A 15,674-nucleotide genomic window follows, 5' to 3' on the forward strand; every position below is an offset into this window, starting at 1 on the left:
CCCGGGCCGCATCGTGAAACGGCTCAGCGGCTGGGACGCGCTGCTGCTGAACAGCGAAACCCCGAACGTCCACCAGCACACTCTGAAGGTGGCCGTCGTCGACACCTCCGAGTTCGAAGGTGAGCCGGGTTTCGAGGTCTTCTGCGAGACGCTGCGCAGCCGGATGCATCTTCTGGAGCCCCTGCGCTACGAACTCGTCGACATCCCGCTGCGTCTGCACCGCCCGATGTGGCGCGAGAACACCGACATCGATTTCGGCTACCACGTGCGGCGGACCCGGGTGGCCGCTCCCGGCGGACGGCGGGAACTCGACGGCCTCATCGGCGAGATCGCAGGCACCCCACTGGATCGCACCCGCCCGCTGTGGGAGCTGTACTACGCCGAGGGGCTCGCCGACGGCCGGATCGCGGTGATCGGCAAGGTGCATCACGCGCTCGCCGACGGGGTGGCCTCGGCCAACCTGATGGCGCGGGCGATGGAATGGCCGGATGCCGGACCCGGCGACAGCGAGACGGGACAGGTTGCGCACGCCCGGCCGTCGACGCTCGAGCTGGTCGGGGGTGCGGCCCGCGACCACGTGCGCAAGCTGGGGGAGCTGCCCGGCGTCGTCCGGGACAGCGCGCAGGGGATCTACCGGGTGCGGCGCGGGTCGCGCCGGCGCGGCGACCACCCCGACCTGGCCCGCCAGTTCAACCCGCCCCCCACCTTCCTGAACCACAAGTTGTCGCCCGTCCGGAGCTTCGCGAGCGCGACCCTGTCACTGGCCGAGGCCAAGGAGACGAGCAGATACCTCGGCGTGACGCTCAACGATCTCGTGTTGGCGACGGCGGCGGGCGGGCTGCGTGAACTCCTGCTGACCTACGACGGCCACGCCGACGAGCCGCTCATCGCCTCGGTGCCTGCAGCCACCGACGTTTCGCGGGACCGGATCACCGGAAACGCGCTGAGCACCATGCTGGTATCCCTGCCGGTGCACGTCGACGACCCGCTCGAGCAGGTTCGGCTGACGGGTCTGGCCGCCGGGATCGCGAAGGAGAACCACGAACTGCTGGGCGCCCGCACGGTCGGACGCTGGCTGGAGTACGTACCGCCGACCGCGATGCGCGCGGTCTTCGGGTGGACGTCTCGGCGCAGGGCGCCCAATCAGCTGTTCAACGTGATCGTCTCGAACGTCCCGGGACCGCGGCACCGCGGCAGCATCGCAGGGGCGGTGGTGAGCGAGATCTACTCGGTGGGACCCCTTGCCGCGGGCAGCGCGATGAACGTCACGGTGTGGAGCTATGTCGACCAGCTCAACATCTCCGTGCTCACCGACGGCGACACGCTCGCGGACACCCACGAGGCGACCGACGCGATGGTCCGCGCCTTCGGCCGGATCCGCGACGGCTATCGGGTGCGGACGGTGTAGCGCCGCTCCGCGTAGGCGAGATCGTCGCGCCACAGCCGTTCCGCCGCATGGCGCATCAGCGGGGTGATCAAGGGCGCCACCTTCTGCCCATAGCCGAACCGCGGCCGGTCCGAGTGCGCGACAACGGCTTCGATCACCGCCGTGCGCGGCCGGCCGTCCGGGCCCGGGCCCACGGGCGTCGCGTGGGTCTCCACGACGCTGCCCGCCCCCTCGCCGTCGATGATGCGCATGACGATCGTGCGCGGTTCCGGCGCGACGAACTCGGCCACCACCGGCACGCCCAGGCGCCCGATGCGGAACGTGACCGCGACGAGGAACCGGTCCTCGGCTTCGGGCACCTCACCGGCAGGGGGAGCGCTGAGCACCTCCAGCCGGGTGAACGAGTACGGATGGAACCATGCGCCGTGCCACGGATCGAGCCGGTTGGCGATCACGTCCGCCGGCTCGCAGACGCCGACCAGTCGGGTCACCGCCGACAGCACCGGTCCGTCCGGGCGCGCCGGGACGATCGGGCGCTCCGTCGGCTCCTCACCGCCCGCGCGGTCCAGCCGCACCCAGGCCAGCACCCCGTCGTCGAAGGCGGGCAACGGTTTCCAGCCGAACTCACGCCGTTCCCCGGACAGCCGCAGCCCGTGCCACGGGCAGATCAGCGCCCCGCAGTCGATGGTCCCGGTGGACAGGTCGGCGCCCAGATGCGGGCAGGCGGCCGGACCCACGTGCAGTTCGCCGCCGGTGCCCCGCCACGCCACCAGTTCGACTCCCGCCACGGTGGCGCCCAGCGGTTTGCGCCGGATGCCGTCACTGGCCGCGAACGGGTACCAGTTGCCGCTCGGCCGGGACTGCGCGCGGGCCAGCGCAGCGTTTATCAGCGCCGGCTGCGCATCCTGGTAGGTGGGTTTCTGCTCGGCCCAGTCGATGCGCGGAAGCACCTGGAACGGATTCGATTTCGCCCAAGCGGCTTTGATGTCGGCGAGCACGCTCATGACTGCAGTTGCCCTCCCCGCTGGGCGAGTCGCCGCAGCGTCGCGGATCGGCCGGTGGTCGGCACCGTGGTGACGGCGTGCCCGGCGACACCGAAGTGCGCCAGCAGGCGGTTGGCGGCCGTCCACCCGGTGGTGGCGGCCCGTTCCATCAGCGCCACCGGCAGGTCGATGCGAATTCCGTCACCGGCCAACGCCATCCCGTCGACGGGTGTCGCCACCGTGGGCCGCGCCGCGAAGTCGCCCGGCGCGAACCGCGGGCAGTCACCGCGCAGCAGTCGCAACTCGCCGACGATGTTCGCCTCCGCCGTCTCGGGGAAGATCGCGTGCAACCGGGCGAGCAGCCGGCGCGGCAACTCGTCGGATGTGTCGGTCACCGCGTAGGAGTGCAGTTCGACGACCGAACCGCAGGTACGTCGGGCCCAGTCGGCGGCCTGGCGTTCGTAGCGTTCGAGCACGCTGACGTTGTCCAGTGGCGTCAGCCCGCCGGTGCCCAGGAATGCCGGCCGGTCAGGGGCGACCGGGCGGTCCAGCCAGAGGCGGTGCACGAGGAACGGCGGTGCGGTGCCGAGCCCGCCGACGGCCGCGCGCCACTGCTCGTCACCCAAACCGGCTGAAGAGTCGACGATTCGGCGAAGACCCGAGACGTCGGTCGCCAGGACCACGCCGTCGGCCTGCAGCGGCGACCCGGTATCGCAGTGCACGGTGAACCCCGGCTCCACCGACGTCACCGACACCCCGGTGTGGAACCGGACGCCGAGACCTTCGAGGTGGCGCCGCAACGGTTCCCACAGCGCCACATCGAAGTTGTCGTCGGCGACGTCGAACACCAGCCCCTCGCTGGAGCCGAGGAAGTAGATGTGGAACATCGTCGCCAGCTCCGCCGCGGACAGGTCCGGCGGCTGTGCGAAGAAGCTGCGGGAGAACACCTCGAACGCCAGATGCCGCGCGGCCTCGGGGAAGTTGATGTCCCGCAGGAACACATCGGCGTCGACGTGGTCGAGCCGGTCGTAGATGTCGGGCACCGACACCGTCGCCAGCGGTGCGGCCGCCCGCGCGTTGAGCCGGGCCAGATCCCGCAGCCGGAAGGTGGGGCTGCGCAACGCGAACGCGACGGCGTTGAACGGCGGGGTCTGCGGCAGTCCGCGGAAGGTGTCGCGCCGGCCCTGACCGTCGATGAGCGGATAGTCCTCGACCGGGATCAGCATCGACAGTTGTGGATCGACGCGACGCAACAGGCTGCGCAGGTTGTAGTACTGGCGGAAGAATGCGTGGAACCCGCGGTTCATCGCGGCCGCACCGACACCGTCGACCTCGTCGGTCCAGCCGCCGACCCGGCCGCCCAGATACGGCTCACGCTCGACGAGGTCGACCGCGACGCCGCGCTCGGCCAGACCGGTCGCCGCGGTCAGCCCGGCGATCCCACCGCCGACCACCACCGCACGCGGGCGACGGCCAAGGGCGGCGGCGTCGGGCTGACCCGGGGGTGCCGGGTGAACGACGCGTCGGGGATCGCTCATCGGGTACCTCTGCTCTTCACGCAAGCGCTCATCGGGGGGCCCTCGCGGTGAACGTGTGCACGACGTTGCGCTGCCAACCGGGCATCGTCTCGCTGTGGACGTCGGTGAACCCGTTGCGCTGCAACCGCTCCCGGAACGCCGAGGCGCCGTCGAAGTCGAGCACGCTGCGCCGCAGATAGGTGTACAGCGAGGCGTCGCCGGTGCGCAGCCGGCCGGCCGGGATGATGATCGCCCAGCACACCGCGTTCCACACCGCGGTCGCCACCGCGGAGTCCCGCACGGAGTACTCGTGCACGGTCAGCGGCGCACCCGGGCGCAGCATGTCGCAGAACGTGCGCAGTTGGGTATCGGGGTCGGCGAGGTTGCGCAGCAGGTACGCCGCGAAGATCCCGTCGAACGGGCCGCTCACCCCGGCCGCCGCGACGTCTTCGATGCGGCTGTGGACGAATCGGACCGAGCCCGGCCAGGGTTTGGCCTCCGCCTCCGCGAGCATCCCGGCCGACGCGTCGACGGCCACGATCTCGGCGTGCGGGGCGGCGGCGAGCAGTGCGGCCGTGGACGCACCGGTGCCGCATCCGGCGTCGAGCAGGCGCATGCCGCGTCCCCCGTCGGGCAGCGCCATCCGCTGCGCGGACAGCCGAAGATGGTCGTGATAACCGGGATTCGCGCCGACCAGCTTGTCGTAGGCGGGCGCCCCGGCGTCGAACGCGGCGGGCACCGCGGCGTGCGGCAGGGCGTCGCTCATCGCGCCCCCTCTTCGCGCCGGTCCTTCGCGCCGCGCACCCGCTGGCGTTCCCACAGCAGCAGCACGCCGGTCACGAGCGCGAACCCGAACAGGAAGTCCTCGACCGGGATGTCCCAGGGGAACCGGATGCCACTGGTGTGCTCCTCGTTGTAGATGACGATCGGGGCGCTGAGCTTGGTCAACCAGCCGTCGACAGGGATCTGGAAGCCGATCACGATCACCATCGAGATCCAGTAGGCCGGCCGCCGGAAGAGCCCGGTGCGCAGCCACCGCACCTCCCACGCCACCACCACGATCACCGCCAGGATCGCGGGCAGCGTGTAGCCGAGGCCGATCACGTCGACTGCGCCGATCGCTCGCGCAGCCGCCGTTTGAGGTAGGTCAGGATCGTGTCGACGGCGTTGTAGGTCAGCAGACCGCACAGCGGGATCACGACGAAGAACATCAACTCCTCGAACGGCACCTGGGGGAATCCGATGCCGGTGACGAAGTCCGGGTTGTATCCCCAGACGTCGGCGAAGATCGCGATCAGGTCCCACACGACGAACACCGCCGCCACCGGCAGGATCGCCGCCGCGGTGCGCCGGGCCTGCCGGTACACACCCTTGCCGAAGACCTCCAGCGGCAGCGTGATCAGCAGGCAGCCGCCCAGGACGAGCAGGTACTGGAACCGATCCATACCTACACCTTCGCGGGGTGGGTGAGGCGCGTGCGCCAGGCCCGGAGCAGCCCGGCGCCCGCCACCCGGAGCCGGCGTCCGTTCCCCACGGTGGCGCGCTGGTTGAAGATGTCGAAATCGATGGCTTCGATGCAGTCCAGTATCTCCGAATAGAGCACCGCCGCGGCGCCGACACAGGCGCGTGAGCGAGGATGCAGCAGCTCGACTCCGTGGCGGGCGTAGTCGTAGATGCGGCGGGTCACCGCGTGCTGTTCGGCCAGTGCCCGACGCACCCGGGTGTCCGTGCGCTTGGTGGTGTGACACCACATCAGCAGCTCACGGTCCACGCCGTGGGCGGCCAGCTCGTCGGCGGGCAGGTACACCCGCCCGCGGTCGAGGTCCTCGTCGACGTCGCGCAGGAAATTGGTCAGCTGGAAGGCCTTGCCCAGCGCCGCCGCGTACGGTGCGGCCTCCTCGCGCGGGACGACGGTGCCCAGCACCGGGAGCAGCTGCAGCCCGATGACCTCCGCCGAGCCGTACATGTACTGGTCGACCGCCGCCCGGTCCGGATAGTCGGTGACGGTCAGGTCCATCCGCATCGAGGCCAGGAAGTCGTCGAACAGCTCCCACGGGATGCCGTACCGGTGCGCGGTGTGCGCGACGGCTCGCAGCGCCGGGTCGTCGCCGTCGGTCTCGCCGTTGCCGTCGTTGACCAGGCGGTCGAACAGCTGCGTGGCCAGCCGCTGCAGCCGGTCGGCCCGCTCGCCGGTCGTGGCGGTGGACTCCAGGTCGTCGAGGATGTCGTCGGCGCGGCGGGCGAAGCCGTACAGCGCGTGCACCGCCGGCCGTTGTTCGGGGGCAAGCAGCCGGGTGGCCAGGAAGAACGTGCGCCCGTGTTCGGCGTTGAGGACCCGGCAGCAGCGGTAGGCGTTGCGCAGCGCCGGGTCGCGTACCCCGGCCGCGTCGAGTTCGGATCCGATCACAGCCCGCTCCTCGCTCTGCTCGAAGCCGTCGTGGCGATGGACGAGGTGACGGCCCCGGTGATTCGGTCTGCGGCCAACCGGCCGGACAGCAGTGCGGTCGGCACCCCGACACCGGGCACCGTGGACGAACCCGCCAGCACCACGTTGTCCGCACCGCGAACGGTGTTGGCGGGGCGGAACGGTCCGGTCTGGCCGAAGGTGTGCGCGAGTGCGAACGGGGTACCCGCCGCCATGTCCTGCTGCGCCCAGCCGTCGGGGTCCACGACGTGCAGCAGTTCGAGGTCGTCACCCACCCCGGGCATCCGGCGGCGCACCGTGGCCAGCATGTCCTCGACGTAGGCGGTGCCGGTCGTCGACCAATCGACCTGTCCCACGGCGTTGTTGGGCGCCGGGGCCAGGACGTAGAGCAGGTCGCGGCCGGCGGGGGCGAGGCTGGGGTCGCCTGCGCTGGGGCGGGTCACCAGCAGCGACGGATCGCTCATCACCCGCCCCTCGTCGATGATGTCGACGAACGTCTGCTCCCAGGCGTCGCCGAACAGGATGGTGTGGTGCGCGGTCCCCGGCTCTACCGCGGCACATCCCACGTGGGCCACCACCGCCGACGGCGCCGGGCGCAGCGGCAGCAGGCGACGGGGCGTGCGGCCCAGGAGGCGGTAGGTGGTCGGCAGCTCGGTGGTGAGGACGACGGCGTCGGCGGGGATCCGCTCGCCGGCGTTGGTCCGCACCGCGGTGACCCGGCCATCGGCACTGCGCTCGAGCACCGAAACAACTGAGCCGTAATGGAATTCGACGCCCGCATCGGCGGCGGCCGCCGCCATCGCGTCGGGCACCGCCCGCATACCGCCGCGTGGGAAGTACACCCCGGCCACGGTGTCCATGTAGGCGATCACCGCGTAGGCCGCCAGCGCCTTGTGCGGTGGCACGCCCGCGTAGAGCGCCTGGAAGGTGAAGATGCGCCGTAGCCGCTCGTCGGGAATGTACTTGCGCACCACGCGATCCCAGCGCCGGAAACCGCCCATCGCGGCCAGGCGGGCCAGCTGCGGCGTCAGCAGTGACAGCGGCGAGTCGAAGTTGGAGGCGATGAAACCGTTGAACTCGGCCTGGTAGAGCCGGGTCAGCCAGGTGCGCAGGCGCAGGTAACCGTCCGCGGCGTCGGAGCCGGCGAACCGTTCGATCTCGGTGGCCATCGCCGTGGCGTCGGTGTGCACGTGCAGGCCGCTGCCGTCGGAGAACGACGCCCGGTAGGCCGGGTCCACCCGATGGAGTTCGAGGCGGTCGGTCATCGAATCGCCGACGGCGGCGAACGCGTCCTCGATGATGTCGGGCATCGTCAGCACGGTCGGACCGGTGTCGAGCCGGTAGCCGTTGACGTCCATCCGGCCCATCCGGCCGCCCGGGAAGGTCTCCCGCTCCACCACGGTGACGGTGCGGCCGCGGCCGGCCAACTGGAGAGCGGCCGACAGGCCGGACAATCCGGCGCCGACGACCACTACGCGATCTGTTCGCCCCCCGACGGTGCGCATCAGTTCAAGTCTCCTGTCTGTGTCCCGGTCATGCAGCCCGTTGCGTGCAGACCGCCGCCATGTTGACCAGTGCGGTCCGCACGGCGTCGTCCAGCGGGCTGGTGTGGAGGCGTTCCATCGCATGGGAGAGCCGCCGGTCGATGAGCTGCTCGATCCACTGCACGGCGCCGGTCGCGGCGATCAGGTTCCGCCAGCGGGCGAGGTCACCGGCGCTCAGGTCGCGCCGCGACATCAGCTCGGTGAGCTGGTTGCGCACCGCGGGTTCGGCCAGTCGGTGCGCGGCCATCACCACGCTGGTGGCCTTGTGTTCGGACAGGTCGCCCCCGGTGGGCTTGCCGGTGACCGTGGGTGCGCCGAAGATGCCGAGCAGATCGTCGCGCAACTGGAAGGCCTCGCCCACGGCTGCGCCGTACCGGCCGAGCAACCGCAGCGTCGGCTCCGGGCAGCCGGCCAGCGCGCCGCCGATCTCCAGGGGGCGGCGCACCGTGTAGTTCCCCGATTTGCGACGTGCAACGTCGAGCACGTCCTCCAGTGTCGGCCGTCCGCCCGCGTCGTTGACCAGATCGGCGAACTGGCCCACGGCCAATTCCGTGCGCATCGCGTCGTAGCGGGGCCAGGCGCGGCCGAGCGCGGCGGCGCCCAGACCGCTCTCCCGCATCATCTGTCCCGCCCACACCAGGCAGAGGTCGCCGAGCAGGACCGCCGCCGATGCGCCGAACCGCTCCGCGGACCCGTTGAGGCCGTTTCGGCGGTGCCATTCGGCGAACCGCACGTGGGCCGAGGGCCGGCCCCGCCGCAGCGGCGAATCGTCCATCACGTCGTCCTGCAGCAGCGCGAAGATGTGCAGCAGGTCGAAACTGGCAGCGGCGCGCAGAGCGGCGTCATCCGGGCCGGCCCCGGCCAGCCAGCCCAGGTAGGCGAACGTCGACCGCAGGCACTTGCCGTCACCGACGAAGTCGGCGAGCACGTCGACGGTGATGTCGACACCGGTCAGCCGCAGATCCGACGCGCAGCGGTCGGTCACGAACTCCGTCACCGCGCCGATCGCGTGGCGGCGCACCTCGGCGCGCCAGGCGTCGAAGGAATCCTCGGTCAACCGCGCGTCCGGGGCCGGCCGCAATGCAGCGGCGAGCAGCCGATCATCGACACCGCTCACCCCGACCCCTTCGCGACTAACCCAGCTGCGGTTACCAAACTAGGGTTCTTGGTGTCCGTACCCGCAGTCGTGGAAACCAATCCGGATTCGATGTCACGATTGCGTCATCAGTCACTCATCCGTCGGGAGGCTCCGAGTGCCCGTTGACCTGGCGTTATGCCGTCGCGTGGTGTTCGGCGGTCCGGTCAGCCCGGCGCTGACTCTGACCCCGCTGCGGCGCGGTGGCGGCGACCCCTGTTTCGTCATCGCCGCCGACGGCGCGATTTGGCGAACCAGCCTGCCGCCCAGCGGTCCGGTGACCGCGCGCATCACCCGTGCCGCGACGAACGCCGTCGACGTCGAGGCGTGGGGTGCCGGCGCCGAGGAGTTCCTCGACGGTGCGCCCGCGTTGCTCGGCGCCGACGACGACGCGACGGGATTCGCGCCGCAGGAGCCGACGCTCGCCGCGGCGCACCGGCGCATCCCGCACCTGCGACTGGGCCGCACCGGCCGGGTGCTCGAAGCGCTGATCCCGGCGATCCTCGAGCAGCGGGTGTCGGGGATCGACGCATTCCGGGCCTGGCGGCTGCTCGTCACCAAGTACGGCACCCCCGCGCCCGGTCCGGCGCCGGCGACGATGCGGGTGCCGCCGAGCGCGCAGGTGTGGCGGCGGATCCCGTCGTGGGAGTTCCACCGCGCCAACGTCGATCCCGGCCGGGCGCGCACGGTGGTGCTGTGCGCGCAGCGCGCCGACTCGCTCGAGCGGCTGTCCGCCCGGCCGCCGGAACAAGCGCGGGCGGCGATGATGTCGCTGCCCGGCGTCGGCATCTGGACGGCCGCGGAGACCGCGCAGCGCGCGTGGGGTGACCCCGACGCACTGTCGGTCGGCGACTACCACCTCGCCAAGACTGTCGGTTGGAGTCTGCTGGGCCACCCGATCGACGACCCCGCGATGCTCGACCTGCTCGAGCCGCTGCGCCCGCACCGCCACCGCGCGGTCCGGGTGCTGCTGGCCAGCGGATTGGCCCACAACCCACGCTTCGGCGCCCGTCAGGCGATCCCGAAACTTGCCGAACTGTGACGTGGATCGGGGCGCTGATTACGTCAGGATGGGGGAGGGTAGTCGAGGAGTCGAAGACTTTGATCACGCGCGGAAGAAGGAGATGTTCATGGCATACACCGTTCCCGGCATGACGGACAAAGAGGGCGCGCAGGTCGCGGAGTTGCTGCAGAAGCAGCTCAGCCGGTACAACGACCTGCACCTGACGCTCAAGCACGTCCACTGGAACGTGGTCGGACCGAACTTCATCGGTGTGCACGAGATGATCGACCCGCAAGTCGAGCTCGTCCGCGGTTACGCCGACGAAGTGGCCGAACGCATTGCGACACTGGGTGGTTCGCCGAAGGGCACCCCCGGCGCGATCATCAACGACCGTACCTGGGACGACTACTCGCTGGAGCGCGACACCGTGGCGGCGCACCTTGCGGCGCTCGATCTGGTCTACGACGGCATCATCGAGGACACCCGCAAGAACATCGAGGAGACCGAGGAAGCCGACCCGGTCACCAACGACATGCTCGTCAGCCATTCGGCGGAGCTGGAGAAGTTCCAGTGGTTCGTCCGGGCCCACCTGGAGAACGCCGGTGGCGACCTCAAGCACGAGGGCAAGTCGACCGAGAAGTCCGCGGCCAAGGCGACCAAGAGCTAGTTCTGCCAATCACACGAGAAAGGCCCGCGTCGCACGACGCGGGCCTTTCTCGTGTTCGGGTCAGCCGCCGTTGGTGACGGGGTTCTTCGACAGCGGGATGAAACCGCCGTTGATCCACACGCCCCAGCGACCACCCCAGGCCGACGTCCACACGACCGGCTGCCCGGCCCAGTTCTCGGCCGGCTTGCGCGGTGCCCACGTCGGTACCGGCTCGCCGAGACCCGGCGCGGGCGGCGGCGGAGGAGGCTGCGCGATCGCGGTGGCGGCGCCGAAGCCGAGAGCGCCTGCGGTCAGTGCGGCCGCTGCCGCGACGGCGGACAGAGTCGATTTCAGGTTCATCAGAGGTGGTCCCCTCAGCGCCGCTCGTTCGGTCCCCAGTGCCACACCGACGGGTCTGACGGCGGATAGCTCATGCAGACGTCGGTGGCGTGGGCGACCACGCCCTTGTTGTTGAAGAACAGCTTCGCCCAGTTACCCCACCGGGTGGCGACCTGTTCGTAGTAGACGTTGGTGGCGGTGTTCTCGGAGTACTGCCGGCGGCCGGTGTAGTCCAGCGAGAAGAACCAGTAGATCCGGTCGCGGGCCATGTTCTGGATGTCGATGGGCCGGTTGTTGTAGTCGATCATGTACCGCTGGTAGTAGACGGGCGAAGTGTCGCGCGCCGCGGCCATGTACTGCTCGACCGTGCAGGTGGTCCTCATGATCCGGTTCGGGATCGGATAGTCGTCGGTGGCATCGGCCGAGGCGACCGCCGGAGCGGCCATCACTCCGATCGCCGCAGCCGCGCCGAGCGCACCCGCCCACAGCACTTTCAGACGGTCGGCCATGCCACTCCCTCGGTCTTCGGTCGGTCGCGTACGGGCGCTCACGCGGGCTTCTCCGCAGCCATCTGCAGCAGCGCCTGATGGGCGGGGCAGTACGCCGGGTACGCCAGGCCCAGGAACTTCCACGCCTGCTCGGTGGTGCTGCCCTTGGGCAGCTGCCTCCCGACGAACGTCGCCGACGCGAAGGCGTCGCGGTCGACACCGCGATCGATCCGCTCGCAGGCGATCTTGGCGATCCAGGCGTTGTAGTCCTTCTGCCCGTAGACGCCGATGGTCTGCAGCGAATTCGAGAAATCGGTGTCGACATCGGCGTGTGCGACGGCCGGCGTGGCGAGCGCCAGGCCGGCGACGGCCACCGCCAGGATCGCTTTCTTCATAGCGAGGATGTTAGCCCGCCTAATTCTGCTTGTCACAGCGACCCTTGAGCCCTTTCGAACCGGCGGCGGCCCGAAAAGCTACCGGACCTCCGGGTCGGTCCTGCGTCCCGCGTGCCGGCCCGTCTCGTCGGCGATGAGCGCCTCGGCGTCGAGCGCGTCGTCGCGCACCGGGCGATCGGCCAGTTCCTCGTGGCGGCCGAACAGGTACGGGTAGGCGGCGCCCGCGATCGCGGCGCCGAGCAGCGGCGCCAGCCAGAACAGCCACAGCTGGGCCGGCGCGTCGTTGCCGTTGAAGAACGCCACCCCGGTGGAGCGGGCGGGGTTCACCGACGTGTTCGAGATCGGGATCGAGATCAAGTGGATCAGCGTCAGGGTCAGCCCGATCGCCAGCCCCGCGAATCCCTTGGGCGCGCGGGTGTCGGTCGACCCGAGGATGACCAGCAGGAAGATCGCGGTCAATACCACTTCGGCGATGAGCACCGACAGCAGCGAGTAGCCGCCGGGGGAGTGGTTACCGAATCCGTTCGCCGCCATGTTCCCGGTGGCGGTCCAGCCGTCCTGCCCCTTGGCGACGACGTAGATGACGAGTCCGGCCACCAGTCCGCCGGCCACCTGGGTGATCCAGTAGATCGGCAGCACCCGCCACTCCACGCGCCGGGCCAGCGCCGCGCCCAGGGTGACCGCGGGGTTGAAATGCCCGCCGGAGATTGTGCCGAACGCGTACACGCCGGTCAGCACGGTGAGCCCGAAAGCCAGCGCGACGCCGAGGAATCCGATGCCGAACGCGTAACCGTCCGCCGAGGTGAACTTCGCGGCGAACACCGCGCTGCCGCACCCGCCGAACACCAGCCAGAAGGTTCCGATGAACTCGGCGGCCACTCGGTGGGTCATCGTCGGTTCCCGCACGCCCGCTCCCTCCGTCGTCAGGGCATCCCATCGAGGGTGACACACATCACAGCCCAGCAAAACCCTTCAGTCGGCTATGAGTCCTCGGCGCGCGCCCGGCGCTCGGCGTCGGCCGTCTCGCGGTTCCGTCGCTGAGCCCGATAGATCGACACGTCGGTGCGGGTGATCAGCAGGTACGCCACCCCCACCGCGACCATCGCGCACGGGACGACGGAGAACGACCCGGTCATCTCGGCCACCATGATCATGACCGCCAGCGGCGCGTGGGCGACGCTGCCGAAGCAGGCCACCATCCCGACGACCACGAACACCGCCGGGCCGTCGGGAAGCCCTGGCGCACCGGCCAATTCGCCGAGCCGCCACACCGCCGCACCCACGAATGCGCCGATCACCACGCCGGGCCCGAAGATGCCGCCCGAGCCGCCGGTGCCGATCGACAGCGAGGTGGCGAGGATCTTCGCGAACGGCAGCAGCAGCACGATCCACAGCGGGATCGCCATCAGCGTGTCGGTGGCCGCGGCCTTCTGCGCCCAGCCGTAGCCGCTGGCGAGGATCTGCGGGATGGCCAGGCCCAGCAGGCCGACGGCCAGACCGCCGAGCGCCGGTTTGATCACCGTGCCGCCCGGGAGCTTCGCGGTGAGCGCGACGGTGCCGTAGAAGACGCGGGCGTAGAGCCATCCGACCCCGGCGGCGACGACGCCGAGCACCACGAACCAGCCGAGGTCGAGGGGATGGTCGAACCGGAAGTCGGCGGCGACGTAGCCGAACAGCGGCTCGAAGCCGAGGATCGATCCGAACACCGCATACGCCGTCGCCGAGGTGATGAAGCCGGGGATCAGCGCCCGGTAGTCGAAATCCTCGCGGTAGACGATCGACGCGGCGAGCACGGCCCCGCCCAGCGGGGCGCCGAAGATCGACCCGATCCCCGCGCCGATCCCCAGCGACACCGCGACGCGGCCGTCCTCGTACGACAGGTCCAGGCGGCGGGCGAGGATCGACCCGAAGCCGGCCGAGATCTGCGCGGCCGGGCCCTCACGTCCGGCCGATCCGCCCGAGCCGATGGTCAGCGCGCTGGTGATGGTCTTGACGACGATGGCCCGGGCGCGGATCGCCCTCGGGTCGGTGTGGACGGCCTCGATCGCGCTGTCGGTTCCGTGGCCCTCGGCCTCCGGGGCGAACCGCGCGACCAGCCACGCCGAGACCAGCGCCCCGCCGCAGGCGATCAGCGGGATGGCCCACGGCCGCTCGAAACCCGGGGAGCCGGGGTCACCTCCGTCGCCGGCCGGCTTCGGGATGTCGTACCCGCCGAGGTAACCGAGCAGGAACCGTCCGGAGTAGTCGAGCGCGAGGTAGAACACCACCGCGCCGAGACCGGCGATGACGCCGATCGTGACGCCCAGGATCAGCCACTTGCGCAGGTAACCCGACCGTCGGATGAACACGCCGATTCCGCGGTCGGCGGCGCGGCCCCTGGGCATGCCCGGATGCTAGCCGAGCGGTCGGCTCAGCGATAGGCGGTGAAACGGGCGGTCAGGGCGAGCTGACCGTCGGCGCCGACCGCCTGGGCGTCGGCCACCCCGGTGGACCTCCCGACGCGCAAGGCCGTTGCGCTGTAACGGCATTCGCCGCCGGCGACGAGGCGGCGCAGGAAGTTCACCCGCAGGGATCCGGTCCGCAGCGGGGCGTCGGTGCGGCCCTCGTTGACCGCGGCGGACGCGACGAGTTCCAGACCCGTGGCCGCCACCCCGCCGTGCACCACGCCGAGCATGTTGTTGATCACCGGGTCGGCATCCTGGCGCAGGGCGGCGGCGCCGTCCGGTGCGACGGCCATCATCGCGGCCAGTCCGGCCTTGCGGGTGTGGTGTTCTTCGTTCTCCGGCCATTCGGTGAACTGGGCGCCGGTGATGTAGAACGACCGCACGCTGCCGGTACCGATGACGGTGTCGCGGTGGCTGAACTCGCAGACGGCGAGCGCGGTGGCGCCTTTGGCGGCGACCGGCCTGGCCCTGGCGAGCACGCCCGCGTCGTCGGTGGTGATCAGGTCGGCGGCCTCGGGAATGAGTTCGAGGGACAGTTCGGTGGACACGGTCCATTCGTCGTCGCCGCGCCGCAGGTGGTTGGCCAGTCCGCCGACGTGGTCGAGCAGCATCGCCAGCGCGGCCGCCGACGGCAGCCCGGTGAGCGGGTTGACCAGACCGTGGGTGGGCATGGACGCGATGCTGTGGTCACCGGTGCCCTCGAACGTCTCGACGCCGAACCGGCCGATCGGGGTGTTGAGGGGGTGCGACATCGCGTTTCAGCATGGCCGGAGAGGCCGCGACGGGATACCACTGGGGGGTATCCGCGCGGCGCGGGGTACCGGGTCGCGGGTCGCGCCTGGCGCCGAAACTGTTGCTGCGCAGAGGGATACGCCCGAATGCGTGGTGGCGCGCCCCCGGCGCGCAACATCGGCCAGGCGTCCGATCCGCCCTCGGAGGTGGTCAGAACACCTTTTCATGTGTGACCCAGCAATCTCTAAGAATCTGACTAGGCTCTGTGCAAACGTCACACCGCCAACAATGCCAGCAAAACGGCCGCAAGATTCAACGCCAGCAAACTCATCATCGGCGACAGCAATTGACGGGCCCGTGGGGCTGCGTCCGGCGGTGCGTCGGGGGTGCGGCGAAAATGCCACGGAGGCAACGACATCCGCGCTGAGGCGCCGCTTGGCGCCCGCCGGTCGGCAACGTGCCGGGCGAGTATAGTTAGGTCTGACTAAGTTGGCATGTCAGGCAGTGTTTGTCTTATCGTTTTCTCCACTTGTGGCGAGTGGAAAAAAGGCCGCTGTTCAGTGCTGCACATCGGACCGCCTCCGCCCCGTCGGCTCACGCCGTCGCAGACGGCAGCGGTGCTGAAGCTTCGCCGAA

At 70.3% G+C, this 15,674-nt stretch carries 17 protein-coding genes; 3 read left to right on the top strand and 14 right to left on the bottom strand.

Annotated elements, in window-relative coordinates; translation table 11 throughout:
- Window positions 1-13 precede the first annotated feature (13 nt).
- Window positions 14-1,408, top strand: coding sequence for a WS/DGAT/MGAT family O-acyltransferase (locus tag G6N30_RS22410; RefSeq protein ID WP_134057344.1), 1,395 nt, complete (start codon window positions 14-16; stop codon window positions 1,406-1,408).
- On the opposite strand, the gene G6N30_RS22415 is transcribed toward G6N30_RS22410, so the two are convergent.
- From G6N30_RS22415 to G6N30_RS22450, 8 genes are read right to left on the bottom strand one after another with little or no spacing between them, the layout of a single operon-like run.
- On the bottom strand, window positions 1,387-2,391 hold the full coding sequence (locus G6N30_RS22415) for a Rieske (2Fe-2S) protein (RefSeq protein WP_134057342.1): 1,005 nt from the start codon (window positions 2,389-2,391) through the stop codon (window positions 1,387-1,389). The two genes, G6N30_RS22410 and G6N30_RS22415, sit on opposite strands and share 22 nt — an antisense overlap.
- Window positions 2,388-3,908, bottom strand: coding sequence for an FAD-dependent oxidoreductase (locus G6N30_RS22420; RefSeq protein ID WP_134057340.1), 1,521 nt, complete (start codon window positions 3,906-3,908; stop codon window positions 2,388-2,390). Before G6N30_RS22420 ends, G6N30_RS22415 begins: the two co-directional genes overlap by 4 nt.
- Window positions 3,909-3,936: 28 nt before the next feature.
- Entirely contained in the window at window positions 3,937-4,653 is a 717-nt protein-coding gene (locus tag G6N30_RS22425) for a class I SAM-dependent methyltransferase (RefSeq protein ID WP_134057338.1), read from the bottom strand.
- The gene (locus G6N30_RS22430) at window positions 4,650-4,991 is read right to left on the bottom strand and encodes a lycopene cyclase domain-containing protein (protein WP_134057336.1); all 342 of its coding nucleotides are present in this window, start codon (window positions 4,989-4,991) and stop codon (window positions 4,650-4,652) included. Before G6N30_RS22430 ends, G6N30_RS22425 begins: the two co-directional genes overlap by 4 nt.
- A complete protein-coding gene (locus G6N30_RS22435; RefSeq protein WP_134057334.1) occupies window positions 4,988-5,332 on the bottom strand; it encodes a lycopene cyclase domain-containing protein in 345 nt (114 codons plus the stop codon). The genes G6N30_RS22430 and G6N30_RS22435 overlap by 4 nt, the downstream gene beginning before the upstream one ends.
- A gap of 2 nt (window positions 5,333-5,334) precedes the next feature.
- Window positions 5,335-6,294, bottom strand: coding sequence for a phytoene/squalene synthase family protein (locus G6N30_RS22440; RefSeq protein ID WP_134057332.1), 960 nt, complete (start codon window positions 6,292-6,294; stop codon window positions 5,335-5,337).
- Entirely contained in the window at window positions 6,291-7,817 is a 1,527-nt protein-coding gene (gene crtI / locus G6N30_RS22445; protein WP_134057330.1) for a phytoene desaturase family protein, read from the bottom strand. The genes G6N30_RS22440 and crtI overlap by 4 nt, the downstream gene beginning before the upstream one ends.
- Window positions 7,818-7,845: 28 nt before the next feature.
- Window positions 7,846-8,973, bottom strand: a complete 1,128-nt coding sequence (locus G6N30_RS22450; protein WP_134057328.1) for a polyprenyl synthetase family protein — start codon at window positions 8,971-8,973, stop codon at window positions 7,846-7,848.
- Between the two features lie 136 nt (window positions 8,974-9,109).
- Between G6N30_RS22450 and G6N30_RS22455 the strand changes: the two genes are divergently transcribed.
- Both G6N30_RS22455 and dps read left to right on the top strand, forming a co-directional pair.
- A complete protein-coding gene (locus tag G6N30_RS22455) occupies window positions 9,110-10,033 on the top strand; it encodes a DNA-3-methyladenine glycosylase family protein (RefSeq protein ID WP_234880240.1) in 924 nt (307 codons plus the stop codon).
- 88 nt (window positions 10,034-10,121) lie between these two features.
- Window positions 10,122-10,661: a DNA starvation/stationary phase protection protein Dps gene (gene dps, locus G6N30_RS22460; RefSeq protein ID WP_234880239.1), complete on the top strand. Its 540-nt coding sequence runs from the start codon at window positions 10,122-10,124 to the stop codon at window positions 10,659-10,661.
- Between the two features lie 60 nt (window positions 10,662-10,721).
- On the opposite strand, the gene G6N30_RS22465 is transcribed toward dps, so the two are convergent.
- The 6 genes from G6N30_RS22465 to G6N30_RS22490 form a co-directional block, all read right to left on the bottom strand.
- Window positions 10,722-11,000 (bottom strand): hypothetical protein, encoded by a 279-nt coding sequence (locus tag G6N30_RS22465; RefSeq protein WP_234880238.1) that lies wholly within the window; start codon window positions 10,998-11,000, stop codon window positions 10,722-10,724.
- A gap of 14 nt (window positions 11,001-11,014) precedes the next feature.
- Complete coding sequence (locus tag G6N30_RS22470; RefSeq protein ID WP_134057324.1) at window positions 11,015-11,488, bottom strand: DUF5078 domain-containing protein; 474 nt, start codon at window positions 11,486-11,488, stop codon at window positions 11,015-11,017.
- Window positions 11,489-11,526: 38 nt separating this feature from the next.
- Window positions 11,527-11,862: a DUF732 domain-containing protein gene (locus tag G6N30_RS22475; protein WP_179965514.1), complete on the bottom strand. Its 336-nt coding sequence runs from the start codon at window positions 11,860-11,862 to the stop codon at window positions 11,527-11,529.
- Window positions 11,863-11,940: 78 nt separating this feature from the next.
- Window positions 11,941-12,768: an aquaporin Z gene (aqpZ, locus tag G6N30_RS22480; protein ID WP_134057320.1), complete on the bottom strand. Its 828-nt coding sequence runs from the start codon at window positions 12,766-12,768 to the stop codon at window positions 11,941-11,943.
- 74 nt (window positions 12,769-12,842) lie between these two features.
- Window positions 12,843-14,246, bottom strand: a complete 1,404-nt coding sequence (locus G6N30_RS22485) for a chloride channel protein (RefSeq protein ID WP_134057318.1) — start codon at window positions 14,244-14,246, stop codon at window positions 12,843-12,845.
- 26 nt (window positions 14,247-14,272) lie between these two features.
- The gene (locus tag G6N30_RS22490) at window positions 14,273-15,058 is read right to left on the bottom strand and encodes a PaaI family thioesterase (protein WP_134057316.1); all 786 of its coding nucleotides are present in this window, start codon (window positions 15,056-15,058) and stop codon (window positions 14,273-14,275) included.
- Window positions 15,059-15,674: the final 616 nt, after the last annotated feature.

The sequence above is a fragment of the Mycolicibacterium litorale genome (assembly GCF_010731695.1).
Classification (GTDB): Bacteria; Actinomycetota; Actinomycetes; order Mycobacteriales; family Mycobacteriaceae; genus Mycobacterium; species Mycobacterium litorale.